This window comes from Streptacidiphilus alkalitolerans, from assembly GCF_042511045.1.
GTDB classification, from domain to species: Bacteria; Actinomycetota; Actinomycetes; order Streptomycetales; family Streptomycetaceae; genus Streptacidiphilus; species Streptacidiphilus alkalitolerans.
Map to the genome: position 1 here is coordinate 272,442 of NZ_JBHEZX010000001.1, position 25,035 is coordinate 297,476.

At 73.8% G+C, this 25,035-nt stretch carries 27 protein-coding genes; 6 read left to right on the forward strand and 21 right to left on the reverse strand.

The window, feature by feature from the left end:
* Positions 1-55 precede the first annotated feature (55 nt).
* From ACEZDG_RS01300 to ACEZDG_RS01315, 4 genes are read right to left on the reverse strand one after another with little or no spacing between them, the layout of a single operon-like run.
* Complete coding sequence (locus ACEZDG_RS01300) at positions 56-553, reverse strand: NUDIX hydrolase (protein ID WP_380501247.1); 498 nt, start codon at positions 551-553, stop codon at positions 56-58.
* Positions 550-1,311 (reverse strand): enoyl-CoA hydratase family protein, encoded by a 762-nt coding sequence (locus ACEZDG_RS01305; RefSeq protein ID WP_380501249.1) that lies wholly within the window; start codon positions 1,309-1,311, stop codon positions 550-552. The genes ACEZDG_RS01300 and ACEZDG_RS01305 overlap by 4 nt, the downstream gene beginning before the upstream one ends.
* 57 nt (positions 1,312-1,368) lie before the next feature.
* Positions 1,369-2,916, reverse strand: coding sequence for an ABC transporter permease (locus tag ACEZDG_RS01310; RefSeq protein WP_380501251.1), 1,548 nt, complete (start codon positions 2,914-2,916; stop codon positions 1,369-1,371).
* Positions 2,913-3,806 (reverse strand): ABC transporter ATP-binding protein, encoded by an 894-nt coding sequence (locus ACEZDG_RS01315; RefSeq protein WP_380501253.1) that lies wholly within the window; start codon positions 3,804-3,806, stop codon positions 2,913-2,915. The genes ACEZDG_RS01310 and ACEZDG_RS01315 overlap by 4 nt, the downstream gene beginning before the upstream one ends.
* A gap of 72 nt (positions 3,807-3,878) precedes the next feature.
* Here ACEZDG_RS01315 and ACEZDG_RS01320 point away from each other — a divergent pair, with 72 nt between their 5' ends.
* The gene (locus ACEZDG_RS01320; RefSeq protein WP_380501255.1) at positions 3,879-4,379 is read left to right on the forward strand and encodes a GbsR/MarR family transcriptional regulator; all 501 of its coding nucleotides are present in this window, start codon (positions 3,879-3,881) and stop codon (positions 4,377-4,379) included.
* On the opposite strand, the gene ACEZDG_RS01325 is transcribed toward ACEZDG_RS01320, so the two are convergent.
* From ACEZDG_RS01325 to ACEZDG_RS01340, 4 genes are all read right to left on the reverse strand, one after another.
* Complete coding sequence (locus tag ACEZDG_RS01325) at positions 4,347-5,012, reverse strand: response regulator (RefSeq protein ID WP_380501257.1); 666 nt, start codon at positions 5,010-5,012, stop codon at positions 4,347-4,349. The two genes, ACEZDG_RS01320 and ACEZDG_RS01325, sit on opposite strands and share 33 nt — an antisense overlap.
* Positions 5,012-6,133, reverse strand: a complete 1,122-nt coding sequence (locus tag ACEZDG_RS01330) for a sensor histidine kinase (RefSeq protein WP_380501259.1) — start codon at positions 6,131-6,133, stop codon at positions 5,012-5,014. The genes ACEZDG_RS01325 and ACEZDG_RS01330 overlap by 1 nt, the downstream gene beginning before the upstream one ends.
* A gap of 79 nt (positions 6,134-6,212) precedes the next feature.
* Positions 6,213-7,388 carry a geranylgeranyl reductase family protein gene (locus ACEZDG_RS01335; RefSeq protein ID WP_380502214.1) on the reverse strand — a complete coding sequence of 392 codons (1,176 nt, stop codon included), beginning with the start codon at positions 7,386-7,388 and terminating at the stop codon, positions 6,213-6,215.
* A 22-nt stretch (positions 7,389-7,410) separates the two neighbouring features.
* Entirely contained in the window at positions 7,411-8,298 is an 888-nt protein-coding gene (locus tag ACEZDG_RS01340; RefSeq protein ID WP_380501261.1) for a DUF4184 family protein, read from the reverse strand.
* Between the two features lie 90 nt (positions 8,299-8,388).
* On the opposite strand from ACEZDG_RS01340, the gene ACEZDG_RS01345 reads away from it, so the two are divergent.
* Complete coding sequence (locus tag ACEZDG_RS01345) at positions 8,389-8,754, forward strand: winged helix-turn-helix transcriptional regulator (protein ID WP_380501263.1); 366 nt, start codon at positions 8,389-8,391, stop codon at positions 8,752-8,754.
* Here the strand turns inward: ACEZDG_RS01345 and ACEZDG_RS01350 are convergent.
* From ACEZDG_RS01350 to ACEZDG_RS01375, 6 genes are all read right to left on the reverse strand, one after another.
* Positions 8,721-9,755, reverse strand: a complete 1,035-nt coding sequence (locus tag ACEZDG_RS01350) for an NUDIX domain-containing protein (protein ID WP_380501265.1) — start codon at positions 9,753-9,755, stop codon at positions 8,721-8,723. The two genes, ACEZDG_RS01345 and ACEZDG_RS01350, sit on opposite strands and share 34 nt — an antisense overlap.
* A 75-nt stretch (positions 9,756-9,830) precedes the next feature.
* On the reverse strand, positions 9,831-10,781 hold the full coding sequence (locus ACEZDG_RS01355; protein ID WP_380501267.1) for an ROK family protein: 951 nt from the start codon (positions 10,779-10,781) through the stop codon (positions 9,831-9,833).
* Positions 10,782-10,820: 39 nt separating this feature from the next.
* Complete coding sequence (locus tag ACEZDG_RS01360; protein ID WP_380502216.1) at positions 10,821-12,224, reverse strand: acyl-CoA synthetase; 1,404 nt, start codon at positions 12,222-12,224, stop codon at positions 10,821-10,823.
* Positions 12,225-12,350: 126 nt separating this feature from the next.
* Positions 12,351-13,322 (reverse strand): electron transfer flavoprotein subunit alpha/FixB family protein, encoded by a 972-nt coding sequence (locus ACEZDG_RS01365; protein WP_380501269.1) that lies wholly within the window; start codon positions 13,320-13,322, stop codon positions 12,351-12,353.
* A 56-nt stretch (positions 13,323-13,378) separates the two neighbouring features.
* Complete coding sequence (locus ACEZDG_RS01370) at positions 13,379-14,164, reverse strand: electron transfer flavoprotein subunit beta/FixA family protein (protein WP_380501271.1); 786 nt, start codon at positions 14,162-14,164, stop codon at positions 13,379-13,381.
* Positions 14,165-14,391: 227 nt separating this feature from the next.
* Positions 14,392-14,808: a thioredoxin family protein gene (locus ACEZDG_RS01375; protein WP_380501273.1), complete on the reverse strand. Its 417-nt coding sequence runs from the start codon at positions 14,806-14,808 to the stop codon at positions 14,392-14,394.
* Between the two features lie 193 nt (positions 14,809-15,001).
* Between ACEZDG_RS01375 and ACEZDG_RS01380 the strand changes: the two genes are divergently transcribed.
* Together ACEZDG_RS01380 and ACEZDG_RS01385 are read left to right on the forward strand one after the other, a co-directional pair.
* On the forward strand, positions 15,002-15,448 hold the full coding sequence (locus tag ACEZDG_RS01380) for a DUF4395 domain-containing protein (protein ID WP_380501275.1): 447 nt from the start codon (positions 15,002-15,004) through the stop codon (positions 15,446-15,448).
* A gap of 155 nt (positions 15,449-15,603) precedes the next feature.
* Positions 15,604-16,389, forward strand: coding sequence for a lysophospholipid acyltransferase family protein (locus tag ACEZDG_RS01385; protein ID WP_380501277.1), 786 nt, complete (start codon positions 15,604-15,606; stop codon positions 16,387-16,389).
* 29 nt (positions 16,390-16,418) lie between these two features.
* Here the strand turns inward: ACEZDG_RS01385 and ACEZDG_RS01390 are convergent, their stop codons facing one another.
* The 7 genes from ACEZDG_RS01390 to ACEZDG_RS01420 form a co-directional block, all read right to left on the reverse strand.
* Positions 16,419-17,045 (reverse strand): GTP-binding protein, encoded by a 627-nt coding sequence (locus ACEZDG_RS01390; RefSeq protein ID WP_380501279.1) that lies wholly within the window; start codon positions 17,043-17,045, stop codon positions 16,419-16,421.
* Entirely contained in the window at positions 17,026-17,439 is a 414-nt protein-coding gene (locus ACEZDG_RS01395; RefSeq protein WP_380501281.1) for a DUF742 domain-containing protein, read from the reverse strand. Before ACEZDG_RS01395 ends, ACEZDG_RS01390 begins: the two co-directional genes overlap by 20 nt.
* 4 nt (positions 17,440-17,443) lie before the next feature.
* Complete coding sequence (locus tag ACEZDG_RS01400) at positions 17,444-17,890, reverse strand: roadblock/LC7 domain-containing protein (protein WP_380501283.1); 447 nt, start codon at positions 17,888-17,890, stop codon at positions 17,444-17,446.
* A 14-nt stretch (positions 17,891-17,904) separates the two neighbouring features.
* Positions 17,905-20,385 (reverse strand): nitrate- and nitrite sensing domain-containing protein, encoded by a 2,481-nt coding sequence (locus ACEZDG_RS01405; protein WP_380501285.1) that lies wholly within the window; start codon positions 20,383-20,385, stop codon positions 17,905-17,907.
* Positions 20,386-20,449: 64 nt separating this feature from the next.
* Positions 20,450-21,217 carry an MHYT domain-containing protein gene (locus ACEZDG_RS01410; protein ID WP_380501287.1) on the reverse strand — a complete coding sequence of 256 codons (768 nt, stop codon included), beginning with the start codon at positions 21,215-21,217 and terminating at the stop codon, positions 20,450-20,452.
* 189 nt (positions 21,218-21,406) lie between these two features.
* Positions 21,407-22,123 (reverse strand): hypothetical protein, encoded by a 717-nt coding sequence (locus ACEZDG_RS01415; RefSeq protein WP_380501289.1) that lies wholly within the window; start codon positions 22,121-22,123, stop codon positions 21,407-21,409.
* A 19-nt stretch (positions 22,124-22,142) separates the two neighbouring features.
* Entirely contained in the window at positions 22,143-22,433 is a 291-nt protein-coding gene (locus tag ACEZDG_RS01420; protein ID WP_380501291.1) for a YiaA/YiaB family inner membrane protein, read from the reverse strand.
* A 100-nt stretch (positions 22,434-22,533) separates the two neighbouring features.
* Here ACEZDG_RS01420 and ACEZDG_RS01425 point away from each other — a divergent pair, with 100 nt between their 5' ends.
* Together ACEZDG_RS01425 and ACEZDG_RS01430 are read left to right on the forward strand one after the other, a co-directional pair.
* On the forward strand, positions 22,534-23,355 hold the full coding sequence (locus ACEZDG_RS01425) for a MerR family transcriptional regulator (protein ID WP_380501293.1): 822 nt from the start codon (positions 22,534-22,536) through the stop codon (positions 23,353-23,355).
* A gap of 117 nt (positions 23,356-23,472) precedes the next feature.
* Complete coding sequence (locus ACEZDG_RS01430) at positions 23,473-24,996, forward strand: MFS transporter (protein ID WP_380501295.1); 1,524 nt, start codon at positions 23,473-23,475, stop codon at positions 24,994-24,996.
* Positions 24,997-25,035 lie beyond the last annotated feature (39 nt).

Consider the following 25,035-nt stretch of genomic DNA (forward strand, 5'->3'; position numbering starts at 1 on the left):
AGATCATCTCTCGCGAGCCAGGAGATCCGAACAGGGGCGGGCTCCCTTGGACGGGTCACGCCAGGAGGGTGGCGTGGAGGGGGAGCCAGGTGGCGGTGGGGGTGGGTAGGGGGGTGTCGAACCAGGCGGCTTGGGTGCATTCGGAGGTGGGGTGGGGAGTTGTGTCCTCGCCCCGGGTGGGGAGGCGGAGGGTGTAGAAGGCCATGAAGGCGTGGGTGGGGTAGGTGTAGGTGGGGGGTGGGTCCTCCAGCAGGGTGATCTGCAGGCCGCCCAGGGGGGTGAGGGACGGGGGTGGCGTGTGGAGGCCGGTTTCCTCGGCGAGTTCCCGGACGGCGGCGTCCAGGGGGGATTCGCCGGGGTCGAGGTGGCCGCCGGGGACTTCCCAGCCGCGGTCGGGGCGGTCGACGTGGGTGAGCAGGGTGCGGTTGTCGGCGTCGAGGGCGAGGACGAAGGCGGTGGTGACGGTGTAGCCCTCGGGGATCCGCGGGGTCAGCACCACGTCCATGCGGTGCCGCACCGGGATCCAGGGGACCGTGACGGTCTGCAGTATCAACTGGCCCACCGCGGCGGCCGGCGTTCCAGGAAGGCGAGCATGCCCTCGCGGGCCTCGTCGGAGCCGAAGAGCAGGGCCGACTGGGCCACCATGGACTCGCCGTCGCGCTCGAAGGTGCGCAGGACTTCGGCGGTGACCAGGCGTTTGGTCTCGGCGAGGCCCTGCGGGGAGGCCAGTCGGAGGGCGTCGAGGAGGGGGGCGAGGGCCTCGGCGGTGTCCGGGGGCGCCTGGGTGAGCAGGCCGATCTGCTGGGCTTCGGCGGGGTCGAAGACCGAGCCGGTGAGGTACCAGCGGGCGGCGCCGCGGGGGTCGAGGCGGGGCAGCAGGGCGAGGGAGATCGCGGCGGGGGCGAGGCCGAGGCGGACCTCGGTGAAGGCGAAGGTCGAGCTGGGTCCGGCCAGGGCCAGGTCGCAGGCGCCGAGCAGGCCCAGGCCGCCGGCCCGGACGTGGCCGTCCACCTGGGCGATGACGGGCTTGGGCAGTTCGATCACGGCGCGCATCACGGCGACCAGGCGGCGGGGGTTGGCGGTGGGGTCGCCGGTGGTGGCCTCGGAGAGGTCCGCGCCCGCGCAGAAGGTGCCGCCGGTGTGGGTGAGCACCACGGCGCGGACGGAGGGGTCCTTGGCGGCGTCGGCCAGGCCCTGTTCGAGTTGGGCGACGAGGGTGGAGGAGAGCGCGTTGCGGTTGCGCGGGGAGTCCAGGGTGAGGGTGGCCACCGCCCGGTCGACCTCGTAACGGACAAGGGGGTCGTCGGTCATCGCGGGCTCCTCGGGTTCGGCTCCATGCGCGTGAGATTACCGCGTCGCAAAGTGAGGTCAGGTCAGGTCGCGGCGTTGGAGGGCGGTGAGGCCGGTGAGGGTGAGGGCGGCGGTCAGGGCGGTGAGCCAGAGCAGGGGTTCGGCCCGGACCGAGAAGGCGGGGACGTGGGTGAACGGGGAGAGGTCGAGCAGCCACTGGCCGGCGTTCAGGGCCGGGCCGACGAAGGAAATCAGCAGGGCGGCGCCGAGCAGGCCCCAGGCCAGTGGGGTGCGGGTGGGGGCCAGGCCGATCAGGGCGAGGGCCACGGCTGCCGCCAGCCAGGCCGCGGGGGCCTGGGCCAGGGTTCCGCCGAGCAGGTGCGCGGTGCGCGGGACGCCGCTGAGGGCCGCGCCGGCGGAGAGGCCGAGGCCCCCGGCCAGCAGCAGCGCGAGGGAGCCGAGCGAGGGGTGGAGGAGGTGGCCGGCCGCCCAGCGGAGGCGGGAGACCGGGGTGGCGAGCAGGGGTTCGGCGCGGCCTTCGGCCTCCTCGCTGCGGAGCCGGAGCACCGCCTGGACGGCGTAGACCGCTGCGGCCATGCCCAGCAGGCCGGCCATGGTGGCCAGGTAGGAGTCGGTGACGCCCGGCCGGCCGCCGAGGCGCTGCATCACCTGCAGCATCTGGGTGCTGCCGCCGACCAGGCTCCGCACGCCGCCGGCCAGGCCGCCGAAGACGGTTCCGGCGGTGAGGAAGCCGAGGGACCAGCCGAGCAGGGTCCCGCGCTGCAGCCGCCAGGCCAGTGCGGCGGGGCTGCGCAGCCGGTCGGCGGCCCGGGCCGGGCCGGGGCGCTGCGGGAGCAGGCCGGCGCCGAGGTCGCGCCGGGCCACCAGGGCGGACGCCAGGGCGAGTTGGGCGGTCGCGGCGGCGAGGGGCGGGGCCAGGGTCCACCAGCGGTCGCCGCCGTAGGCGTGGACTTCTTCGATCCAGCCGAGCGGTGACAGGCTCGGATCTGCGGCGCGGAGCAGGAAGGCGAGGCCGAGCAGGGCTCCGCAGGTGCCGTTGGCGGCTCGGCCGGTCTCGAAGACCTGGGCCGCGACCGCGGCGGTGCCGGTGAACACCAGCCCACAGCAGGCCACGGCCAGGCCGAAGGCGAAGGAGCCCGCTGCGGGCTCGCCGAGGGAGATCAGGACCAGCGGCATCAGCAGGCCCACCAGGGTGTTGCCGAGGAGGGCGGTGGAGACGGCCGCGGCCGGCGGCGCTGTGCGGCCCGTCGCGCCCGCGCCGAGCAGTTCCAGGCGTCCGGCCTCCTCCTCCGCGCGGCTGTGCCGGATCACCAGGAGGAAGCTCATCAGGGCGACGACGACTCCGCCGAGGGTGCCCATCCGCCAGGCGGTGAGGCCGCCGATGCTGCCGCTGTGGACGGATCCGTAGACGGCGCGGAGCGAGTCGGTGGCGTTGACGGTGGCGGCGAACTCCTGCTGCGAGGCCGGGGTGGGGTAGAGCCTGCGGAAGCTGACGGCGGTGGCGGCCAGGGAGCCCACCGAGGCGTAGAGCCAGACCGGGAGCATCACCCGGTCGCGGCGGAGGGCCAGCCGGAGCAGGGTGGCGGTGCCGGTGAGCCGGCTCATGGTCGCTCCGGGGTCGGGTAGTGACGCAGGAACAGCTCTTCCAGGGTCGGCGGACGACTCGTCAGCGACCGTACGCCCACCGCGAGCAGGGCCCTGAGCAGGCCGTCCAGCTGCTCGGCGTCGACCTGGCAGCGCAGCCGGGTGCCCTCGACGGACAGGTCGTGCAGGCCGGGCAGGGTGTCCAGCCCACGGGGTTCCGCGGCCAGTTCGGCCTCGACCGAGGTACGGGTCAGATGGCGCAGGTCGGCCAGCGTTCCGGTCTCCACGGTGCGTCCCGCTCTGATGATGCTGACCCGGTCGCAGAGCGCCTCGACCTCGTCGAGGAGGTGGCTGGAGAGCAGGACGGTCCGGCCGCGGTCGCGTTCCTCGGCGACGCAGGTCCGGAAGACCTCCTCCATCAGCGGGTCGAGTCCGGAGGTGGGCTCGTCCAGGATCAGCAGTTCGACGTCGGAGCAGAAGGCGGCGACCAGGGCGACCTTCTGGCGGTTCCCCTTGGAGTAGGCGCGGCCCTTCTTGGTGGGGTCGAGCTCGAAGCGTTCCAGCAAATCGGCGCGGCGGCGGGGGTCGGTGCCGCCGCGCAGTCGGCCGAGCAGGTCGATCACCTCGCCGCCGGTGAGGTTGCGCCACAGGGTGACGTCGCCGGGGACGTAGGCGAGGCGGCGGTGCAGGGCCACCGAGTCGCGCCAGGGGTCGCCGCCGAGCAGGGTGGCCCGGCCGGAGTCCACCCGGATCAGGCCGAGCAGGGCCCGCAGGGTGGTGGACTTCCCTGCGCCGTTGGGCCCGAGGAAGCCGTGCACCTCGCCCTGGGCGACCGTGAGGTCGAGCCGGTCCAGGGCCCGGGTCCGGCCGAAGGTCTTCACCAGGCCCGTTGTGGAGATGGCCGTCGTCATGGCGCTGACGCTACACCTTTTTCACAAATCCATGAAGGTTATGAAGTTGATGATGACGGATAGACTCTCGGCATGGCATCCGACCCGGAGGCTCTGCGCGCCTTCATCGACCGCTTCGCCACCGTGCTCTGCGACTCGGGCTTCCCGCCGATGCCGGCCCGGGTCTTCGTCGGCCTGCTCTCGGCCGACAGCGGGCGGCTCACCGCGGCCGAGCTCGGGGAACTGCTGCGGGTCAGCCCGGCCGCGGTGTCGGGGGCGGTGCGCTATCTGGCCCAGCTGAACCTGGTCGGACGGGAGCGCGAGCCGGGGTCCCGGCGGGAGCGCTACCGGGTCTACGACGACATCTGGTACGAGGCTGCGCTGCGCCGGGACCAGGTGCTGGCGCGCTGGGAGAGCAGCCTCAACGAGGGCATGGAGGTGCTCGGGGCGGACACCCCGGCGGGCCACCGGCTCGGGGAGTCGCTGGCCTTCTTCGCCTTCCTCAGGCAGGAGATGCCGGTGCTGCTTGAGCGCTGGCACCAGGTGCGGGCCGCCCTGCCGTCAGCCCAGCCAGCCGGGGCGGACCAGGCCTGACTCATAGGCCAGCACCACGAGTTGGGCCCGGTCGCGGGCGCCGAGCTTGACCATGGCCCGGCTGACGTGGGTCTTCGCGGTGAGCGGGCTGACCACCAGCCGTCCGGCGATCTCGTGGTTGGAGAGTCCCAGGCCGACCAGGGCGACCACCTCGCGTTCACGGTCCGTCAGCGGGGCCAGCGGCGTGGACTGTTCGGGCTGCTTGGAGCGGGCGGCGAACTCGGCGATCAGACGGCGGGTCACCCCCGGCGAGAGCAGCCCGTCGCCGTTGTGGACCGCCCGGACCGCGCGGACCAGCTCGGCCGGTTCGGTGTCCTTGACCAGGAATCCGGCGGCGCCGCAGCGCAGCGCCTCGAAGACGTACTCGTCCAGTTCGAAGGTGGTGAGGACGACCACCTTGGTGGCGGAGAGGTCGGGGTCGGCGGAGATCAGGCGGGTGGCCGACAGGCCGTCGAGGTCCGGCATCCGGATGTCCATCAGGACCACGTCGGGCCGCAGTTCCCGGGTGAGGCGGACGGCCGACTGTCCTTCGTCGGCCTCGGCCACCACCTCGATGTCGGGCTGGGCGTCGAGCAGCGAGCGGAAGCCGGCCCGGACCAGGAGTTGGTCGTCGGCGAGCAGGACGCGGATCATCAGGGCTCCTGGGTGGTGAGGGGCAGCTCGGCGTGGACGTGGAAGCCCGCGCCGTCCGGCGCGGCGGTGACGCTGCCGCCGAGGGCGGCGACGCGTTCGCGCATCCCGGTCAGGCCGCTGCCGGAGCCGCCCGCGCGCGGGCCGCCGGCGGCCGAGAGCGGGCCGGGGTCGCGGATGTCCAGGGTGAGCGCGGAACCGTAGTGGATGTCGACCTCGGCGGTGCGGGCCGAGGAGTGCCGGATGACATTGGTGAGCGCCTCCTGGACGATCCGGAAGGCGGCCAGTTCCACACCCGGGGGCAGCGGGCGGGCTGCGCGGTGGGTGCGCAGGGTGACGGTGAGTCCGGCGGTGCGGGCCTGGGTGACGAGTTCGCCCAGCCGGTCCAGGGTGGGGGCCGGCACCCGGGGCGCGGGGGTGCGCAGGGTGCCGAGCACCTGGCGGACCTCGCCGAGGGCCTCCTTGCTGGTCTGCTTGATGGTGGTGAGCGCGCTGCGGGCCTGCTCCGGGTCACCGTCCAGCAGTTCCAGGGCCACCCCGGCCTGGATGTTGATCAGCGAGATGCTGTGGGCCAGCACGTCGTGCAGCTCGCGGGCGATGGCCATCCGCTGCTCGTCGGCGATCCGCTGCTCGCGTTCGGCCCGGACCTGGCGGCGCTGTTCCCGCTGCTCGGACTTGTTCCGGACCACCTCGGCTGCCAGTACCAGGAGCAGCAGCCAGGCCAGCAGGCCGAGTTCCTGCCAGCCGCGGAAGGTGCCGGTGGCCAGGGCCAGCACCAGGTGGACCAGGTAGAGGCCGGACAGCGAGAGCCAGGCGCCCTTGCGGTGGCCGGACAGCACCGCGCCCACGAAGCCGACCACCACGCTGAGCAGGATCGGGCCGTAGGCGAAGTCCGCGAGCAGGTAGACCACGCCGACCGCGGTGGTGCCCAGGCAGACCGCCAGCGGGAACCGGTGGCGGAGCAGCAGCAGCGCCGGACCGAGCAGCAGCAGGACGTAGCCGAACGCGTCCAGTTGGTGCCGGTCCGGCTGGCCGTGCTGGGCCGCGCGGGTGCCGACCAGCTGGATCAGGGCGACGCCGACGACGACCGGCACCAGCCTGCGGTGGGCTCGGGGGTGGTCCATCCCTGCACGGTAGGTCATCGGGACCGCAGGGGGCGTCCGCCGGGCGGGGTCGGCGCGGGTACTCCCCCGGGAGTACCCGCTACCGGCGGGTGAGCAGGTCGACGGTCTGCCGGCCGAGCCCGTGCTCGCGGGTGAGCCCGGCGAAGGTGGTGTGGCCCTGGACCACCCGGGCGAAGGCCTTCCAGGCCGGGCGCAGGCCCACGGCGGCGACGTGGAAGGCCTGCGGGCGGTGCTCGAAGGCGGTCATCAGCTTGCGGCCGGTGCGCATCTCCACGCCGAGGCCCGCCTTGATGGCGAAGGCGTAGTTGAGGGCCTGCCGGCGGACGTCGGTCGGGTCGGCGGCCTCGGCGAGCTTCGCCGCCCACTCCCCCGCGAGCCGCCCGGAGCGCAGCGCGTAGGAGATGCCCTCGCGGGTCCACGGCTCCAGCAGCCCGGCGGCGTCGCCGGCCACCAGCACCCGGCCCTTGGCGAGCGGGGAGTCCTCGGAGCGGCAGCGGGTGAGGTGGCCCGACTCGATCGAGGGGGTGAACCCGGACAGGCCGAGCCTGCGGATGAACTCCTTGAGGTAGGCGCGGGTCTCCGCGCCCTGGCCGCGGCCGGCGATGACGCCGACGGTCAGGCTGTCGCCCTTGGGGAACACCCAGCCGTAGGAGCCGGGGATCTTCCCGCCCCAGTCCAGCAGCACCCGTCCGGACCAGGCGGCGGCCACGGCGGGCGGCACCGGGATCTCGGCCTCGAGGCCCAGGTCCACCTGGTCGAAGCTGACGCCGACATGGGCGCCGACGCGTCCGGCGCTGCCGTCCGCGCCGACCACGGCCAGGGCGGTGACGGTGCGGCCGTCCTGCAGGGTGAGCACGGCGGAGGCGTCGGTGTTCTCCTGGACGCCGGTGACGGTGACGCCGGTGGCCAGCACCGCGCCGGCCTTCTCCGCGCACTGGACCAGCTGCTGGTCGAACTCGTCCCGGTTGACCAGGCCGAACAGCATCCGCTTGGAGCGGCGGGTGCGCTGCAGCCGGCCGTCGAGGGAGAAGGTGATGGCGTGCACCCGGTCCCTGAGCGGCAGGACGAAGCCGGGCGGCAGCGCGTCCCGGGACGGGCCGATGATGCCGCCGCCGCAGGTCTTGTAGCGGGGCGGGGCGGCCTTGTCGAGCAGCAGCACCCGGGGCGCGCGTCCGGCGGCGGTGATGGCGGAGGCGGCGGCGAGGGCGGCGGAGGCCCCGGCCGGTCCCGCGCCGACGACCACCACGTCCCACATGCCGCTCAGCTCGTGTGTCAACTCATGGCTGGTCAGCTCGTCCTCGGACGGGGGCTGGTCGGCGCTGGGGCCCTGGTTCTGCGTCACGCTTCCCCATCTTAGGGGGACGTTCCGGGATGGACCGTTCCGCGGGCCTGCGACGGTCCGTCAAACGGGTGCCGGCCGCGTAGAGGGCGGCCCCGGCCAGGGCCCCGGCGCCGCCGCCGAAGGAGGCCACGGCGACCAGGGCGGACGCGCCGGGACGGCCGGACAGGTCGCGCAGGCTGCGGTGCACCGCGCCGGCCGCGGCGCTCGCGGCGAGCAGGCCGACGGCCCGGCGCCTGGTCCTGGACGGGAGGGCGGGCCGGGGTTCGACCTGCTCGGGGGCGCGCAGGGCGCGGGCCGCCGCGGCGGCGAGCACGGCCAGGCCGACGGCGGAGGTGCTCCACTGCAGCGCGAGGTAGCCGGGCATACCGCCGACCTCGCGGTTCAGCACCGGGAACCGGCGGACTCCGGCCCGGCCGTGGTGGGTGAAGGAGTCCCAGCCCAGGTGGCTGGCCGCGCCGATCGCGGCGGAGGCGGCGAACCAGGCGGCGTCCGACCGGCCGTAGTGCTTGCGCCGCGGGGCGGTGAGCGCGTCGGCCCGGTCGGCCCAGGGGGCCGGCAGCAGCGCCGTCAGCGGTTCGCGCAGCAGGCCGTGCCAGCTCGCGGCCAGCCCGGCGGCGATGGCCACGTCCACGGTGGGGACCGCCCAGAGCCGGTGCGTGGTCCCGCCGAGGGCATAGCTGCCGGGGAGCAGGCTGTCCGCGAAGAACGGCAGGTCGGGCGCGAGCGACCCGGCGACCAGCGCGGACGCGATCAGCGGTCCGCGGCCCCGGCCGCCGGAGAGCAGGGGGAGCACGGCGGCAGGGTGGCTGAAGGTGAAGGGCACAAGGTCATCCTGCCGGTTCCGTGACGGGGTGGCATTGTGGCTTACTAATGTATAGCTGCTTATGGAGCTGCAGCAGATAACATGGTGCTCATGGCACAGGAATGCAGTGGCGCGGGAGAAGCACTGACGCGTGTCTTCGCGCTGCTGGGCAAGCGGTGGACCGGACTGGTCCTGGCCGTGCTGATGCAGGGCGAGGCCAGGTTCGCCGAGTTGCGGCGCTCCATCCCCGGCATCAGCGAGCGGATGCTGTCCGACCGGCTGACCGAGCTGGCGGCGGCCGGCCTGCTGGTGCGCGAGGTCGTGCCGGGGCCGCCGCTGGGCGTCAACTACCGGCTGACGGCGGCGGGCGAGGCCCTCGGCCCGGCCCTCGGGGCGCTCGGCAGCTGGGCCGAGTCCCACCTGGACGTCCTGCCGACCGACCGTCAGAACGGGTCCGAGGCACCGGCTTCGAGGTAGTGCTGCTCCCCCGCCGCGCGGGCCCGCAGGGCGGCGGCCAGCCGTTTGCACTTGTTGAGCGGCAGCAGCTCGGCCGACTCGGCCTCGCTGACGAAGCGCCAGGCCCGCAGTTCGGCGTCCGGCAGGATCAGGTCCGCCCGCTGACGATCCGTCAGCCGACCGCCGTCGAAGACGAGCCGCAGACCGCCCGAGCGCGGGCCCCGGTGCGGCTCCCAGTCGGTGACCAGCAGCCGCAGCCGGGCCGGGTCGAGCCGGAAGCCCAGTTCCTCGGCGACCTCGCGGACCGCGGCGGCGGTCGGGGCCTCCCCCTCCTCTACCACGCCGCCGGGGAACTCCCAGCCCGGCTTGTAGACCGGGTCGACCAGCAGCACCCGGTCCTGGTCGTCGAAGAAGAGCACCGCCGCGGCCAGGGTGTCCCGGGTGGAGACCGGGTCCTGGACGATACGGCAGCGGGCCGTGCCGGAGCGGACCACCTCGAGGATCCGCGCGGCGGCCTGAGCCGGCGTCAGCTCGGCGGTGTCCACGGCCACGGCGTCCTGCGCCAGCCAGCCCCGGGCCCGCCGGTAGGCGTCGATGTGGTCGAGCCGCCACTGGGCCGCCCGGCCCTCCGCGTCGTCGCCCTCGATGCGTTTGCGCAGGATCGTTTCCTCAAGGTGCAGCAGCAGATGGTGCACCCCGATCCTGCGGGCGGCCAGCGCCCCGAAGATCTCGTCCCGGTAGTCCTCGCGCAGCAGCGTCATCGGGACGATCAGCGTGCCGGGCAGCTGGGCCAGCAGCGCCGCCGCGGTCTCCGGGACGAGTCGGCGCCAGGCCACCAGGTCCTGGAAGTCCGCGACCGCGGCGAACTCCTCCGGCGGCAGCAGATGGGCCAGGTAGGCCCCGACCGACTCCGGGTCGAACACCGTGCTCCCGGGGATCAGCGCCTGCAACTCCCTTGCTGTGCTGGTCTTCCCCGCGCCGAACGCGCCATTGACCCAGACGATCGCACTGCCTTGTGACACGCCGCCCCCATGTTCGCCGACTACTCGCAGCATCGTACGCAGAGGGGGCGGCAGGCCGTCGAGGGTGCCTCCCGGTCAGAACCACCCGTCGAGACGCAGCCACTGGGCTGCTGCGGCGGCGGCTCCGACCAGGCCCGCATCGGTCCCGAGCTGGGCCGGACGCAGTTCCAGGTCGCGGACGAAGGGCAGCGTCGCATAACCCCTGAGGGACTCGCGCAGCGGGGCGAAGAGGAGTTCGCCGGACTTGGCGACACCGCCACCGATGACCACCACGTCCAGCTCGACCAGGGCCGCGGTCCCGGCGATGCCCGCCGCGAGGGCCTGGGCGGCGCGGGCGAACGAGGCCAGCGCGACCGGGTCGCCCCGGCGTGCGGCCTCGGCCACCGCGCCCGCGCTGGTGTCCCCCGAGGCGTCCGGCCGCCAGCCCTGGCGCAGCGCCCGCCGGGCGATGGCCGGGCCCGCGGCCATCACCTCGACGCAGCCGCGGGAGCCGCAGGGACAGGGGTCACCGTCCAGTTCCACGCTGATGTGGCCGATGTGGCCGGCGTTCCCGCTCGGCCCCGGGTAGAGCGCGCCGTCCAGCACCAGGCCACCGCCGACCCCGGTGGACACCACCATGCACAGGGCGTTGCGGAAGCCCCGGGCCGCGCCCTGCCAGTGCTCGGCCGCGGTCATCGCCGGGCCGTCGCCGGTCAGCAGCACCGGCAGCCGGTCGCCGCCGAGGTGCTCGCGGACCGAGTCCACCAGCGGGAAATCGCGCCAGGCCGGGATGTTGACCGGGCTGACCGCGCCCTTGGACACATCGACAGGACCCGCGCTGCCGATGCCCACGCCGCGCACCCCGGCCCAGCCCGGCGCCTCGGCCAGCCGGTCCAGCACCTCGGTCACCACCTGGAGCACGCTCTCGGCGTCCGCCTCGGCCGGGGTGGGCCGCTGGCACTGGGCGGTGAGCCGCCCGCGCCGGTCGACCAGTGCGCCCGCGATCTTCGTTCCGCCGATGTCGACGGCAGCCACCATCTCGTCCATGCCGGGAAGTCTCGGCCGCGACGGCGGCATCTGTCCAGTTCAGCACTGCTGCAGCAGCAGCTGCTTGAGCACCTTCCCCATCGCGTTGCGCGGCAGCTCCGGCACCAGTACCACCCGGCGGGGGCGCTTGTGGACCGAGAGGCGCTCGGCGACGAAGGCCGTCAGCTGCTCCCCGGTGACCGGTCCGCGGGGGACCACGAAGGCCACGACCACCTGGCCCAGGTCGGTGTCCGGGGCGCCGACCACGGCCGCGTCCAGCACCGCCGGGTGGTCCCGCAGGGCGGCCTCGACCTCGCCCGCGCCGATCCGGAAACCGCCGCTCTTGATCAGGTCGACCGAGGCGCGGCCGACGATCCGGTGGAAGCCGTCCGGTCCGACCACCGCGATGTCCCCGGTGCGGAACCAGCCGTCGGCGGTCCTGGTCCCGGTGTCGGCGTCCGGGCGGCCCAGATAGCCGTCGCTCAGGGTCGGGCCGCTGACCTGCAGCTCGCCCAGGCTCTCGGCGTCGTGCGGGACGGTCTCGCCGTTCTCGGCGACCAGCCGGGTGCGGACACCCGGCAGCGGCAGGCCGACGCTGCCGGGGCGGCGCTCGCCGTCGGCGCGGGTGCTGAGGGTGATCAGGGTCTCGGTCATGCCGTAGCGCTCGATCGGGGCCTGACCGGTCAGCTCGCGCAGCCGCTGGAACACCGGCACCGGCAGCGGCGCGCTCCCGGACACCAGCAGCCGGGCCGAGGCCAGCGCCTTGGCCGCGGGCTCGTCTGCGGCGATCCGGGACCAGACGGTGGGCACACCGAAGTAGAGGCTGCCCCCGGCCGCCGCGTAGCCCTGCGGAGTGGGACGGCCGGTGTGCAGCAGCCGCCCGCCGACCCGCAGCGGTCCGAGCACGCCCAGGATCAGGCCGTGCACATGGAACAGCGGCAGGCCGTGGACCAGGGTGTCCTCCGGCGTCCAGGCCCAGGCCTCGGCCAGCCCGTCCAGCCCGGCGGCGATCGCCCGGCGGCTGAGCACAACGCCCTTGGGCGCACCGGTGGTCCCCGAGGTGTAGAGCACGAAGGCGGTGCCGCTGTCGTCGGACGGCTCGGCCGGGGCCTGGCCGCGCTCGCTCGGATCAACCGTCAGCAGCTGGGCCCCGTACGCCTCCGCGTCCCGGTCGGCGGCGGACACGGCGAGCAGCGGGGCGCCGGAGTCGCGCAGGATGTGCGCCCGCTCGCCGGGCCCGGCGTCCGGCGGCACCGGCACCACCGGCACCCCGGCCAGCAGCCCGGCGACCGTGGCCACCACGGTCTCGACCGTCGGCCGGGCCAGCACCGCGAGCGCGGAAGCCCCCGCGATCCGCCCGGCCACCGCCCCGGCGGCGCCGAGCAGCCGCTCCCGCGACAGCCCCGCCCCGTCGACGACCACCGCCTCCGCACTGTCTCCCGCACCGTCAAACGCCTTGAGCAGCAAAGCCGTTCACCTTCCGCAAAGCGCAACCGGGCACCACCAAAAGGGGCGCGGGGAACTGCGCGACCAACCACGCACCCACGTGCACAGTCAACCCCGCGGTTCCCCGCGCCCACCTCACCGCGCTTACCCCTTGCGGGACTTGACCTCCGCGGTCAGCTGCGGAAGGACGTTGAACAGGTCGCCGACCACACCGAAGTCGGCCAGCTCGAAGATCGGCGCCTCGGCGTCCTTGTTGACCGCGACGATGGTCTTCGAGGTCTGCATCCCGGCCCGGTGCTGGATCGCACCGGAGATCCCGTTGGCGACATACAGCTGCGGCGAGACCTGCTTGCCGGTCTGGCCGACCTGGTTGCTGTGCGGGTACCACCCGGCGTCGACCGCCGCGCGGCTCGCACCGACCGCCGCGCCGAGCGAGTCGGCCAGCTCCTCGACCACGCCGAAGCCCTCGGCCGCACCGACGCCGCGGCCACCGGAGACCACGATCGCGGCCTCGGTCAGCTCCGGGCGGCCGGTGGAGACCCGCGCGGTGCGCGAGGTGACCTTGGTGCCGGTCGCCGCCGCTCCGAAGGCCACCGTGACGGTCTCGACCGCACCGGCGGCGGGCGCGGCCTCGGGGCCGGTCGCGTTCGGCTTGACCGTGATCACCGGCACGCCGCGGGAGACCCGCGAGGTGGTGGTGAAGGAGGCGGCGAAGGCGGCCTGGGTGGCCACCGGGCCGCTGTCGCCGGCGTTGACGTCCACCGCGTCGGTGATCACGCCGGAGCCGAGGCGCAGCGCCAGCCGGGCGGCGATCTCCTTGCCCTCGCCGGAGGAGGTGACCAGCACGGCGGCCGGGGTGCCGGCGGCCTTGGCGATCTGCTCCAGCGCGTCCACCTTGGGGACGACCAGGTAGTCGGCGAACTCGGCGGCGTCGGCGGCGTAGACCTTGGCGGCGCCGTACTCGCCGAGCTTGGCGGCCAGGTCGGCGACGGCGGAACCGGCGCCGAGGAGGACCGCCGAGGGCTCGCCGATCCGGCGGGCCAGCGTCAGCAGTTCAAGGGTCGGCTTGCGGACGGCACCGTCCACGTGGTCGACCAGGACGAGGACTTCACCCATTGCTCAGCTCTCCAGAGTCATTCGTGGTCATCAAGGATGGGGGTGAGCACGAGGCTCTAGATGAACTTCTGCGACGCGAGGAACTCGGCCAGGGCCTTGCCGCCCTCGCCCTCGTCCTTGACGATCGTGCCCGCGGTGCGGGCCGGGCGGGCGGTGGCGCTGTCGACCGTGGTCCAGGAGCCGCCGAGGCCGACCTCGTCCGCCTCGATGCCCAGGTCGTCCAGGTCCAGCGACTGCACCGGCTTCTTCTTGGCGGCCATGATGCCCTTGAAGGAGGGGTAGCGGGCCTCGCCGGACTGGTCGGTCACCGAGACCACGGCCGGGAGCGAGGCCTCCAGCAGCTCGGTGGCGGTGTCGCCGTCGCGGCGGCCCTTCACCGTGCCGCCCTCGACGCTGACCTCGGACAGCAGGGTGACCTGCGGCACGCCCAGCCGCTCGGCGAGCAGCGCCGGGACCACGCCCATGGTGCCGTCGGTCGAGGCCATCCCGCAGACCACCAGGTCGTAGCCGGTGTTCTCGATCGCCTTGGCCAGAATCGCCGAGGTGCCGATCACATCGGTGCCGTGGATGTCGTCGTCGTTCACATGGACGGCCTTGTCGGCGCCCATCGACAGCGCCTTGCGCAGCGCGTCCTTGGCGTCGTCGGGGCCCACGGTCAGCACGGTCACCTCGGCGTCGCCCGAAGCCTCGGCGATCTTCAGGGCCTGCTCCACGCCGTACTCGTCCAGCTCCGACAGGAGCCCGTCGACGGAATCCCGATCGGTCGTGTTGTCGTCGGCGAAGCGACGGTCACCGGTCGCATCGGGCACGTACTTCACACAGACAACGATCCTCAAGCTCACGGCCTGTCTCCTGTACTGGTCACGTCCGGCAACTGTCGCGTTGGGCGCCGGAACCTCCGGAAGCATAAACACAGGCAGCCGCGTTCTTGCTACCCGTCAGTAGCTTACGCCCCGCCGGAGCCTCCGCCGTCGCCCCATACTCCCTTACGCAAGGGCATCGTGAAGCACACCGCAACTCCGAGTCACTGTGACGTTGCACCTATTGACCGGCCCTGACGGCAGCGGGCTCAGGCGACGGCCTCGCCCAGGGCGGCGATCACGTCGGCGCGGCGCGGCTGGCCCACGGCGCGGCGCACCAGGCCGCCGTCCGCGTCCAGCACCAGCACGGTGGGTGTGCGCAGGATGTCGAGCCTGCGCACCAGTTCCAGCTGGGACTCGGCGTCGATCTCGACATGGGCCACCCCCTCGACCATGCCGGCCACCTCGCCCAGCACCCGCTTGGTGGCCCGGCAGGGCTGGCAGAAGGCCGAGGAGAACTGCACCAGGGTGGCCCGCTCCCCCAGCGGCACGCCCAGATCCTGCGCGCTGAGCCGTACCCCGCCGTCACGCCCGCGCACCCGCAACCTCCCACCGCGCTGTGCCCGCAGCAGTCCGTAGCCGCCCGAGAGCGCCAGCACCGCCAAGCACACGATCAGTCCTGTCATGCCATCAAGCATGCTCCCTCCCGGCGGCGAAGCGCGCGTACCATTCGCCGCATGGACTCCTTCGGAGGCGGCCCCCGTGCCGTGCTCACCCGGCGCCTGGTCATCGACCTGTGCCGCGCCGTGGCCTCGCGCTGTCGCTGACCCGCCGCCGCCGCACCGCCGAAGCCTCCCCCTTTTCCCTTTGGAGTCCCCCATGCCCTCCCCTGCCCCCGGCACCCTGGACCCGCGCGGCCCGCGCTTCGCCGCGACCCTGACCAGCATCGTCCTGGCCGTCGTACTGATCACCGGCAGCGGCTGGCTGCTCGCCGCGCAGACCGTGGTGTTCGCCCTCGGCGCCGCCGCCGGGCTCGGCCGCTCGCCCTACGGATGGCTCTACCGGACCCTCGTCCGGCCCCGGCTGCAGCCGCCGACCGAGCTGGAGGCCGCGGCGCCGCCGCGGTTCGCCCAGGGGGTCGGCTTCGGCTTCGCCCTGATCGGCACGCTCGGTTACCTGACCGGGACGACCTGGCTCGGCATCGCCGCGACCGGCCTGGCGCTGGCGGCGGCCTTCCTCAACGCGGCCTTCGGCTACTGCCTCGGCTGCGAGGTCTACCTAATGCTCCGGCTGGGGGAGGACCGGGTGCGTCCGGCCGGGCGGTAGGTCCGCTCAGGTCCGAACAGTAGGGTGGGCCCCGGCGATGTGATCGCAGCCCCTCGAATGCTGGTGCTACCCGGAGTGACACGGCACCGTGGGCGAGGGACGATACATCGACATACCGTCGGAGCGGGCGACAGCCCTGGGAAGTAGGACTGATCGTGGCCGATCTCGTGTACCCGCCCATCATCGGGACCGCGCGAACGCTTTTCCGCGCCCTGGACCTGAAGATCGAGATCATTGGCGCGGACAACGTCCCGCGCACCGGCGGTGCCGTGCTGGTCAGCAACCACGTCAGCTACCTGGACTTCATCTTCGCCGGCTGGGGCGCGCTCAAGGCGGGCAAGCGGAAGACCCGCTTCATGGCCAAGGACGACGTCTTCAAGCACCGGATCTCCGGACCGCTGATGCGCGGCATGAAGCACATCCCGGTGGACCGCTCGGACGGCCAGCCCGCCTACGAGACCGCGGTCGCGGCGCTCCGGGCCGGCGAGGTGGTCGGCGTCTTCCCCGAGGCCACGATCAGCCGCTCCTTCGTCCTGAAGAAGTTCAAGACCGGCGCCGCCCGGATGGCCGCGGACGCCGGGGTCCCGCTGCTGCCGATGGCGGTGTGGGGCACCCAGCGGCTCTGGACCAAGGGCCGCCCCAAGACGCTGACCCGGCGTCACACCCCGATCACCATCATCATCGGCGAACCGATTCGGCTCACCCCCGAGGACCGGCCGGTGATGGTCACCCGGCGGCTGCGGGCGGCGATGACCGAGCTGCTCGACCGCGCCCAGACCACCTACCCGGACTCCCCCAGCGGCCCGGACGACGCCTGGTGGCAGCCCGCGCACCTGGGCGGCACCGCGCCGACCCTGGAGGTCGCCGAGGCCGAGGACGAGCGGGAGGCCGGCGAGAAGGCCGCCCGCCGGGCGGCCAAGGCCGAGGCCGCACAGGGCTGACCGCAGGGGGCCGACCGCGCGGTGGAGGGTCACGCCAGCAGCCGGGCCGCGTGTCGGCGGCTGGCGTGCTCCACCAGGGTGACCAGGACTTTCTTCCCCGACTCCCGGTCCCTGGCGTCGCAGAGCAGCACCGGTGTCCCCGGGTCGAGGTCCAGCGCCCGGGCCACCTTCTCCACCGCGTGGCGGCGCGAGCCGTGGAAGCAGTTGACCGCGACCACGAACGGGATCGAGCGCCGCTCGAAGTAGTCCACCGAGGGGAAGCAGTCCTCCAGCCTGCGGGTGTCGGCCAGCACCACCGCGCCGAGCGCCCCGTACGCCAACTCGTCCCAGAGGAACCAGAAGCGGTCCTGCCCGGGTGTGCCGAACAGGTAGAGCGACAGGTCCTCCCTGATGGTGATCCGGCCGAAGTCCATGGCGACCGTGGTCGTGGTCTTGCGCTCCACACCCCCGGTGTCGTCCACCCCGCGGCCGGCCTCGGTGAGGCGCTCCTCGGTGCGCAGCGGACGTATCTCGCTCACCGAGCCGACCAGGGTGGTCTTGCCGACGCCGAAGCCGCCCGCCACCAGGATCTTCAGGGTCAGTCCGGGCCCGGAGCCGCGGTCGGCGTGCCGGTCGGAATGCTGGTCGGTGTGCTGGTCAGAGTGCTTGAAGGCCATGGATCACTTCTCGGAGGAGGCGCTCGTTCGGGAGCATGGCGGGCAGGACCGGGCGGCCGACCTGGATCAGGCCGGCGTCGAACAGGTCGCCGAGCAGCACCCGGACCACCCCGACCGGCAGGTCGCAGTCCGCGGCGACCTCCGCGACGGTCAGCGGCCGGGGACGGCAGAGGTCGAGGATGGCGACCGCCTCGGGGGCGAGCCCGGCCGCGGAGGTGAACGGGCCGTCCGCCCGGTGGGAGGCCTCGGTATCGCCCGGGGCGACCGCGGAGATCAGGGCGATCAGGTCGAAGAGCTCGCCGCTGCCCCTGGTCCTGCCCCTGGTCAGGGCGAAGAGCCGGACCATCGGCCCGGCGTCGTCGTCGTACCAGTGGGGGTCGGAGCCGTGCTGCACCGGGTCACTCCTCCTTCGGGTCGGCGGCGGGCTCCGCGCCGGGCCGCCCCGGCCCGGTCCGGGGCGGGCTGGAGAGGTGCTCGCCGACCTGCCGGACCAGTCGCGCCATCTCGTAGGCGACCAGGCCCACATCGGCCTCCACCTCGCTGAACACGGTCAGGCAGCTGCCGTCCCCGGCGGCGACCACGAAGAGGAAGCCCTCGTCGAGTTCCACCATGGTCTGCCGGACCCGGCCCGCGTCGAAGTAGCGGCCGGTGCCCCTGGCCAGGCTGTGGAAGCCGGAGGCGACGGCGGCGAGGTGCTCGCCGTCCTCGCGGCTGAGCGACTCGGAGGCGCCCAGCGGGAGGCCGTCGGCGGAGAGCACCACCGCGTGCCTCACGCCGGTGACGCCGGAGACGAACTCGTCCAGCAGCCAGTTGAGTCCGCCGGTCCGATGGGTTGCGGTGACCATGGGCTGTGTTCCCTTCACTCGAGGTCGTCGGTACGGCCGCGGGACCAGCCGTCGGCCATCGCGGACATGGTGGCGCGGGCGCTCTCCGGGCTGCGGACGCGGTCGCGGCCCCGCCCGCCGGGGCGGGGTTCGGGCGCCGGGGCCTCGCGCAGCGGGGCGGCCAGGCTGGCCTGCCGGATCCGGCGCGGGAGCTCGTCCGCGTCGGCCGTCCGGACCGCGGCGGGGTGCGGCTGTGGTTCCGGCTGTGGTCGCGGATCCGGCTCGGGCCGTGCTGCGGGCCGTGGTGCGGGCTGCGGCTCGGCCGCCCGTTCGGGCTCGTGCTCGGCCGCGCGTTCGAGCTTTGGGACGTCCCGCCGTCCGGCGTCCGGCACGGACCGGGGCGCGGCCTGCCGGGGGACGGAGCGCGGGGCGGACCAGGGCGCCGCAGCGGGCGCGGTCCGGTCCGGCTCCTCGACCGTCAGCACCGACATCGGCAGCAGCAGCACCGCCGTCGTCCCCCCGTACGGGGAGGTGCGCAGCGACACCCGGACGCCGTGCCTGCGGGCCAGCCGGCTCACCACGAACAGGCCCAGCTGGTTGCTGTCGAACAGGTCCGCCTGCTGGCCCTCGGCGATCCTCCGGTTGGCCTCCGCGACCGCCCCGCTGCTCATGCCGAGGCCCCGGTCCTCGATGTCCAGCGCATAACCGACGCCCACCCGCTCCCCGCTGACCAGCACCTTGGTGTGCGGCGGGGAGAAGCTGGTGGCGTTCTCGACCAGCTCGGCGACCAGGTGGACCAGGTCCGCGACGGCCGTGCCGACCACCGACACCCGGGGCAGCGGGCGGACCTCCACCCGGGAGAACTCCTCGACCTCGGCCACCGCCGAGCGCACCACGTCAAGCAGCGGGACGGAGCGGCGCCAGGCCCGGCCCGGAGCCGCCCCGGAGAGGATGATCAGGCCCTCGGCGTGGCGGCGCATCCGGGTGGTGAGGTGGTCAAGCCGGAACAGGTCCTCCAGCTCGGCCGGGTCCTCGGTGCGGCGCTCCATCGTGTCGAGCAGCGCGAGCTGACGGTGCACCAGGACCTGGCTGCGCCGGGCCAGGTTGACGAACACCCCGGAGATCCCGGACAGCACCTCGGCCCGTTCCACCGCCGCCTGCAGGGCCGCCCGCTGCACCGTGTGCAGGGCCGCGCCCACCTGGCCGAGCTCGTCCACGCCCGGGTCCCGGTCCGGCGCCTCGGCGTCGATGTCCACGTCCTCCCCCGCGCGCAGCCGGCGGATGGACTCGGGGAGCCGGCGGTCGGCGAGGTCGAGCGCGGAGTTGCGCAGCTCGGCCAGTTCGACCACCAGGCGGCGGCCGATCCGTACCGAGATCAGCAGCGAGAGCAGTACCGCCAGCAGGCCCAGCAGCACCGCGGCGCCGTTCCTGGTGAACACCGCGAGCCGGTAGGGGTCCGCGCCGGCCGCGGCTCCGGCACCCGCCGCCGACTCCACGGCGGCGTACCGGTGTTCCAGGCTCGCGGCGGTGTCGGCCCAGAGCCCGGCGGGCACCGTGCGCCCGAGCTCCTGGCCGGGTCCCGACCGCCGTACCGCCCGTTCCAGGGCCAGCAGGGTCGTGGCCGCGCTGCTCCGCCCGACGGCCAGGTAGCCGTCCCGGTCCGCCGGGCGGAGGTCGGGCACCGCCGCCGCGGTGAGCACCTGGCGGCCGTAGGCGGCACCGGTGAACTCCTGGTCCTGACCCGCCGTCATCCGCCCGGCCGCCAGCGCCGACTGCACCGCCGCGTCCTCCCGGCCCAGCAGGTCACGGGCCCGGGCCAGCTCCAGCAGCACCCGCGGGTCGGAGCCGACGGAGCTGTCGCGGACCCCGCCAAGCGCACCGTCGACCCCGAACGCCGCCGACACGACGCCGCCGTAGCCCGCCATGACCTCCGGCCAGCCGGCCGTGCCCGCGGCGGTCCTGGCCCGCAGCGCCGGCAGTCCGGCGGCGGCGGTCCGCAGCGCGGCCAACCGGCCCGGGAGCGTGCTGCCGAGGCCGCTGATCTCCGCAGCACCGACGGCGACGTCGTGGTCCAGGGTGGCCAGGGCCGCGTCGGTGGCGCGCCCGCGGTCCCGCAGCGCGGCCGTACGGTCGGCCCGGGGCGCGGCGGCGGCCACCGCCGCGGCGGTCCGCTCGGCCTGCGTCGCGGTGACGACGCCGTCCACCGGGGTCAGCAGCAGGGCGTTGACCTGGCGCAGCCGGATCAGCGCGGCGACGTCCTGCGCGCTGGTGACGGTGGCGAACCCCCAGAGCGCCATCAGCGACACCACCGGCACCATGAGCAGGGCGACCACCCTGGCCCGGACCGTGCGGGGGCGCAGCCGCACCCTCAGCGGGCGGACCGGTCCGGCGCCGGCGGCCGGGGGTCGGCCCGCCTGCAGCGCGGCGAACTCGTCGGCGGGCGGGCCCGCGTGGGCGGGGCGCGGACGCGGAGGGCTGTCCGGGCCGGTGGGGGCGGGGTCCCCGGGTGAACGCATCACGACCTCGTTCGCTGCTGGGAGTCTGCGGGACTGGGGGGCTGGGAGCCTGCGGGGCTGCGGATCAGCGCGCCGAGGCGGGCTGCTGCGGGGCGCGACGCGCCGTGGGCGGCTGCGTGGTGGGCGACAGGGCGACGAAGGCCGAGGTGAGGAAGAGGGCCGAGCCGAGCCCCACCGCGAGCGGGAAGATGAACTGGATCGCCGTCACGCCCGGCAGCGGGTCCTGCCCCGGGTGCACGGTGATGACGACCGCCGCCATCCCGGTGTAGTGCATGGAGCTGACGGCGAGTCCCATCACCACCGACGCGGCTCCGGCCGCCAGCGGGCCGCGGATGTTCAGTCCGGCCCAGAGCGCGGCGGTGGCCGCCACGATCGCGATCACCGCGGAGACCGCGACGGTCGCCGGGCGGTAGCCGACCGTGCCGTGCAGCCGCAGCGCGGCCATGCCGAGGTAGTGCATCGCGGTGATGCCGAGCCCGGTGGTGACGCCGCCGAGCAGCAGCGAGCGGTTGCGGTGCCTGCCGTACCCCACGGCGAACGCGCCGACGCCGACGAAGAGCACCGCCACCAGCAGGCTGAGCAGCGTCAGCGGCACGTCGTAGCGGATGTCGGTGCCGGTGACGGTGAAGCCGAGCATCGCGATGAAGTGCATGGTCCAGATGCCGGCGCCGATCGCGGCGGCACCGGTGAGCAGCCAGTTCCGCCGGGAGCGGCCGTCCGCGGCGATGGCGCGGACCATGCAGCGCAGGCCGAGGGCGGAACCGAGGACGGCCATGGTCCAGGAGAGTCCCGGGGTGAGCCAGCCATAACCGAGCTCATTCGTGCCGCCCATGCCAGTCATTCCGACCATTGCTCCGCGCCGCCTGTCCCGTCACCGGACCGGTGGGGCAGGAGTGCACCCACCGGGCGCAGCGGACGCTACCCAGCGCGTTCACCCGATTACGCGAGGATGCGCGATTTCCACCCATGGAGGCAGCAACTGTGCTCCACTGAATGTGAGTTCTGCCCTGCACCGGTGCCGCTACTGCAGCACGTTGACCGCGCGGGCGACCACCAGCACCAGGGTGAGCAGGGAGACCACCGACTGCATGGTCATCAGCAGCTTGGCCCAGCGCGACAGCGGCATGGTGTCGGTGGGGCTGAAGGCAGTCGCGTTGGTGAAGGCGACATAGAGGTAGTCCGGGTACAGCGGCTCCCAGTCCGGGGGCGCCACGCCCTGCTGCTGCATCTGCGGGAACAACAGGTCCGGGTAGGTGTGGGTGCCCAGGGCCCGGGCGACCGGGCCGCCGCGGTCCCACTCCCAGTACCAGAGGCTGAAGGCGATGACGTTCGTCAGCCAGACCCCCGCCCCGGCGGTCAGCAGCGCGGTGGCGGTGATCCCGGAGCCGCCCTGCACCAGGTCGCGCACCAGCAGCACCGCCGAGCCGCCGTTGGCGACGCTGACCGCACCGGCCAGCAGCAGGCCGAGGGTGCGCAGCAGCGGGGTGTGCCGCTCCATCCGCAGATGCGGGTTGGCCACCAGCAGCGCGGCCATCAGCAGCAGTTCCAGCGCGGGCAGCATCCAGTGCGGGCTGAGGGTGAGCCGGGCCGGCAGCGCCAGTTGGACGCAGATGGCGACCAGCAGCGCGCAGGTCACCGACCAGCGGCGCTCACCCCTGGTGCGGCGGCGCCAGGCCGGGGGCTCCAGCCGCCGCAGCTCGCCGGCCCAGCCTTCGGGGACGTTCGGTTCGTCGGTCACGCGGTCATTGTGTCCGGTGTCAGGGAGCGTCGACCCGGAAGGGGTCGTGTTCGGCGAGCAGCTTGTCAAGACGGGCCTGGTCCACCCGGGAGACCACCTGGTTCTCGTCCTGGCGGTCCCTGATGACCTTGGCGAGGGTGAAGGCGGAGGTGACCACGTAGAGGAGGCCGAGCCCGAGGAAGGCCCGGATCCAGGAGTCGGCGGACAGGTAGGCGATGCCGATCCCCATGGCGAGCACGGCGATGGCGAAGGAGAGGATTGCCTGGGTGTAGTAGGCGGCGGTGGTGCTGTGTCTGACAGGATTGGCCATGTCCGTAGGATCCGCCCCGGGCGCGGCGGCGGCATGAGTACAGGTACTCAACCGCGTCCGCTTCTCCGCGCCCCGTACTCAGGCGGCTAGGCTCGCTCGGGTGAGCGAAACCACTGCCCCTGGACCCGCCTCCGGGCCCCGGCGTCCCGCGCGCGAGTTCCGTACCGAGGACCTGGCCAGGGAGGCCGGCATCCCGGTGCGGACCCTGCGCTTCTACCGCGAGCGCCGGCTGCTGCCCGCGCCCCGGCGGGAGGGGCGGATCGCCTGGTACTCCGAGGACCACCTGGCCCGGCTGCGGATCATCGCCGACCTGCTGGAACGCGGGCACACCCTGGGCGGCATCGCCGAACTGCTCAGCGCCTGGGAGGACGGCCGGGACGTCGCCGAACTGCTGGGCCTGGAGGGCGCGATCGCGGCCCCCTGGTCCGACGAGGCCCCGGTGCCGATGACCCTGTCCGAGCTGGACGCGGCGTACGCGGGTCAGGCCGACGCGTCGAACCTGGAGACCGCGAGGGCCCTGGGCTACGTCCGGGTCGAGGGCGAGGTCGTCAGCCATGTCAGCCGCCGGCTGCTGGACGCCTCGGCCGCGCTGGTCGCCGAGGGGATCCCGCTGGCCGCCGTACTGGAGACCGCGCTCGGGGTGCGGGCCAGCGCGGACGCGCTGGCCGACCTCTTCGTCGAGCTGATCAACAAGCAGCTGCTGGGGCGGCTGGAGTCGCGGTTGACCTCCGGCGAGACCGCGCGGCTGGCCGAGACCCTGGCCCGGCTCCGGCCGGTGGCCAGGACCGTGGTGGACGTGGAGTTCGCGCTGGCGATGGACCGCAGGGTGCACGGCGAGATCGGCGACGTGCTGGCCCAGCTGGCCCCGTCCCGGCGCGGGGCCGCGCCGGAGCCGGAGCAGCCCCCGCCTCCGCGGAGCTAATACTTATGGACCTCAACCTTTAACTTGACGACATAAACCTTCTGGGCTTACGGTTCCCCTATTGCTTGATGCCATAAAGTATCCAGCGCATGAACCTTCCGAAGGACCGCTGACCCCATGAGCCACGCCCTGACCACGCCCGCCGCGTCCGCACGACGCGGCAGCACTCCCCTGATCCTCGCCCTCGGCCTCGCCGCCATGGTCGTCGCCATGGCGCAGACCCAGGTCGTGCCGATCCTGTCGCTGCTCGGCACCGACCTGCACACCGGCGCGGCGGGCGTCAGCTGGGTCACCACCGCCACCCTGCTCTCCGCCGCCGTGTTCACCCCGCTGCTGGGCCGGGTCGGCGACCAGTACGGCAAGAAGCGCACGCTGCTCGCGGTGCTGGTGGTCATGATCATCGGTTCGGTGCTGGCCGCGAGCACCACCTCGCTCGGCCTGCTGATCGTCGGCCGGGTGCTGCAGGGCTCCGCCACCGCGATCTTCCCGCTGGCCCTGTCGGTGATCCGGGACGAGGTGCCGCCGCAGAAGCTGCACGGCGCGATGGCCCTGGTCAGCAGCACCCTCGCCTTCGGCAGCGGGCTCTCGCTGGTTGTCACCGGGCTGCTGACGCAGGGTCAGCACCCGGACTACCACTCGGTGTTCTGGTTCTCCACCGCCGTCTCCGCGCTGGCCCTGCTGGCCGTGGCCTTCCTGGTCCCGGACAGCGGCAAGCGCACCGGCGGACGGATCGACTTCCTCGGCGCGAGCACACTGGCCGTCTTCCTGGTCCTGCTGCTGCTCGGCATCTCCCAGGGCCACACCTGGGGCTGGTCCTCGGACCGCATCATCGGCTGCTTCGTCGGCGCGGTGGTCATGGCCGCGGTGTGGGTGCTGGTCGAGCTGAGGGTCAAGAACCCGCTGGTCGACATGCGGATGTTCACCCACCGCCAGGTCGCCTTCACCAATGTCGCCGGACTGTTCGTCGGCTTCGCCTCCTTCGCCCAGTTCATCGGCATCTCCTACCTGGTGCAGATGCCGGAGCGGCTGGCCGGGTACGGCTTCACCGCGTCGGTGCTGCGGGCCTCGGTGGAGTACCTGCTGCCCAGCGCGCTGGTCTCGCTGGTGGCCGCGCCGGTCGGCGGCATCCTGGTGCGCCGGATCGGCGCCCGCTACACCCTCGCCATCGGCGCCCTGGTCGGCGTGGCCGGCTTCGCCTGGCTGGCCTGGGGCCACGGCAGCACCCCGAACGTGATCATCGCCGGGATGCTGGCCGGTATCGCCATCGCCTTCGGCTACGCCTCCATGCCCGCGCTGATCGCGGCGAGCGTGCCGCTGGAGCAGACCGGCATCGCCAACGGCATCAACTCCATCTCCCGGTCGGTCGGCAGCTCCATCGCCTCCGCCGTGGTGACCTCGCTGCTGGCCTCCAAGCTGATCGCGGGCCTGCCGGCGGGCGTCCCGCCGCTGCCCGCCGAGAGCCAGTTCACCGCCAGCTTCGCCATCGCGGCCGGCGCGCTGCTGCTGACCGTGGCGGTCGCCCTGTTCGGCCTCACCCGGCTGCGGCGCCCGGCGATCGTCGCCGCCGCGTCGGCGGTGAAGGCCGAGGCGGAGGCGGAGGCCGCGGTGGACGCGGCGGTCGAGTGGGACGCCAAGGTCTGACCCACCCCCGATGCCGGCGCCGCCGGTCCTGCCACCCCC

Coding starts and splice junctions, on each gene's coding strand:
- ACEZDG_RS01305 (WP_380501249.1), bottom strand. CDS start 1,311: ATGACCGACGACCCCCTTGTCCGTTACGAGGTCGACCGGGCGGTGGCC.
- ACEZDG_RS01310 (WP_380501251.1), bottom strand. CDS start 2,916: ATGAGCCGGCTCACCGGCACCGCCACCCTGCTCCGGCTGGCCCTCCGC.
- ACEZDG_RS01315 (WP_380501253.1), bottom strand. CDS start 3,806: ATGACGACGGCCATCTCCACAACGGGCCTGGTGAAGACCTTCGGCCGG.
- ACEZDG_RS01320 (WP_380501255.1), top strand. CDS start 3,879: ATGGCATCCGACCCGGAGGCTCTGCGCGCCTTCATCGACCGCTTCGCC.
- ACEZDG_RS01325 (WP_380501257.1), bottom strand. CDS start 5,012: ATGATCCGCGTCCTGCTCGCCGACGACCAACTCCTGGTCCGGGCCGGC.
- ACEZDG_RS01330 (WP_380501259.1), bottom strand. CDS start 6,133: ATGGACCACCCCCGAGCCCACCGCAGGCTGGTGCCGGTCGTCGTCGGC.
- ACEZDG_RS01335 (WP_380502214.1), bottom strand. CDS start 7,388: ATGTGGGACGTGGTGGTCGTCGGCGCGGGACCGGCCGGGGCCTCCGCC.
- ACEZDG_RS01345 (WP_380501263.1), top strand. CDS start 8,389: ATGGCACAGGAATGCAGTGGCGCGGGAGAAGCACTGACGCGTGTCTTC.
- ACEZDG_RS01355 (WP_380501267.1), bottom strand. CDS start 10,781: ATGGACGAGATGGTGGCTGCCGTCGACATCGGCGGAACGAAGATCGCG.
- ACEZDG_RS01365 (WP_380501269.1), bottom strand. CDS start 13,322: ATGGGTGAAGTCCTCGTCCTGGTCGACCACGTGGACGGTGCCGTCCGC.
- ACEZDG_RS01375 (WP_380501273.1), bottom strand. CDS start 14,808: ATGACAGGACTGATCGTGTGCTTGGCGGTGCTGGCGCTCTCGGGCGGC.
- ACEZDG_RS01380 (WP_380501275.1), top strand. CDS start 15,002: ATGCCCTCCCCTGCCCCCGGCACCCTGGACCCGCGCGGCCCGCGCTTC.
- ACEZDG_RS01390 (WP_380501279.1), bottom strand. CDS start 17,045: ATGGCCTTCAAGCACTCTGACCAGCACACCGACCAGCATTCCGACCGG.
- ACEZDG_RS01400 (WP_380501283.1), bottom strand. CDS start 17,890: ATGGTCACCGCAACCCATCGGACCGGCGGACTCAACTGGCTGCTGGAC.
- ACEZDG_RS01405 (WP_380501285.1), bottom strand. CDS start 20,385: ATGCGTTCACCCGGGGACCCCGCCCCCACCGGCCCGGACAGCCCTCCG.
- ACEZDG_RS01410 (WP_380501287.1), bottom strand. CDS start 21,217: ATGGGCGGCACGAATGAGCTCGGTTATGGCTGGCTCACCCCGGGACTC.
- ACEZDG_RS01420 (WP_380501291.1), bottom strand. CDS start 22,433: ATGGCCAATCCTGTCAGACACAGCACCACCGCCGCCTACTACACCCAG.
- ACEZDG_RS01430 (WP_380501295.1), top strand. CDS start 23,473: ATGAGCCACGCCCTGACCACGCCCGCCGCGTCCGCACGACGCGGCAGC.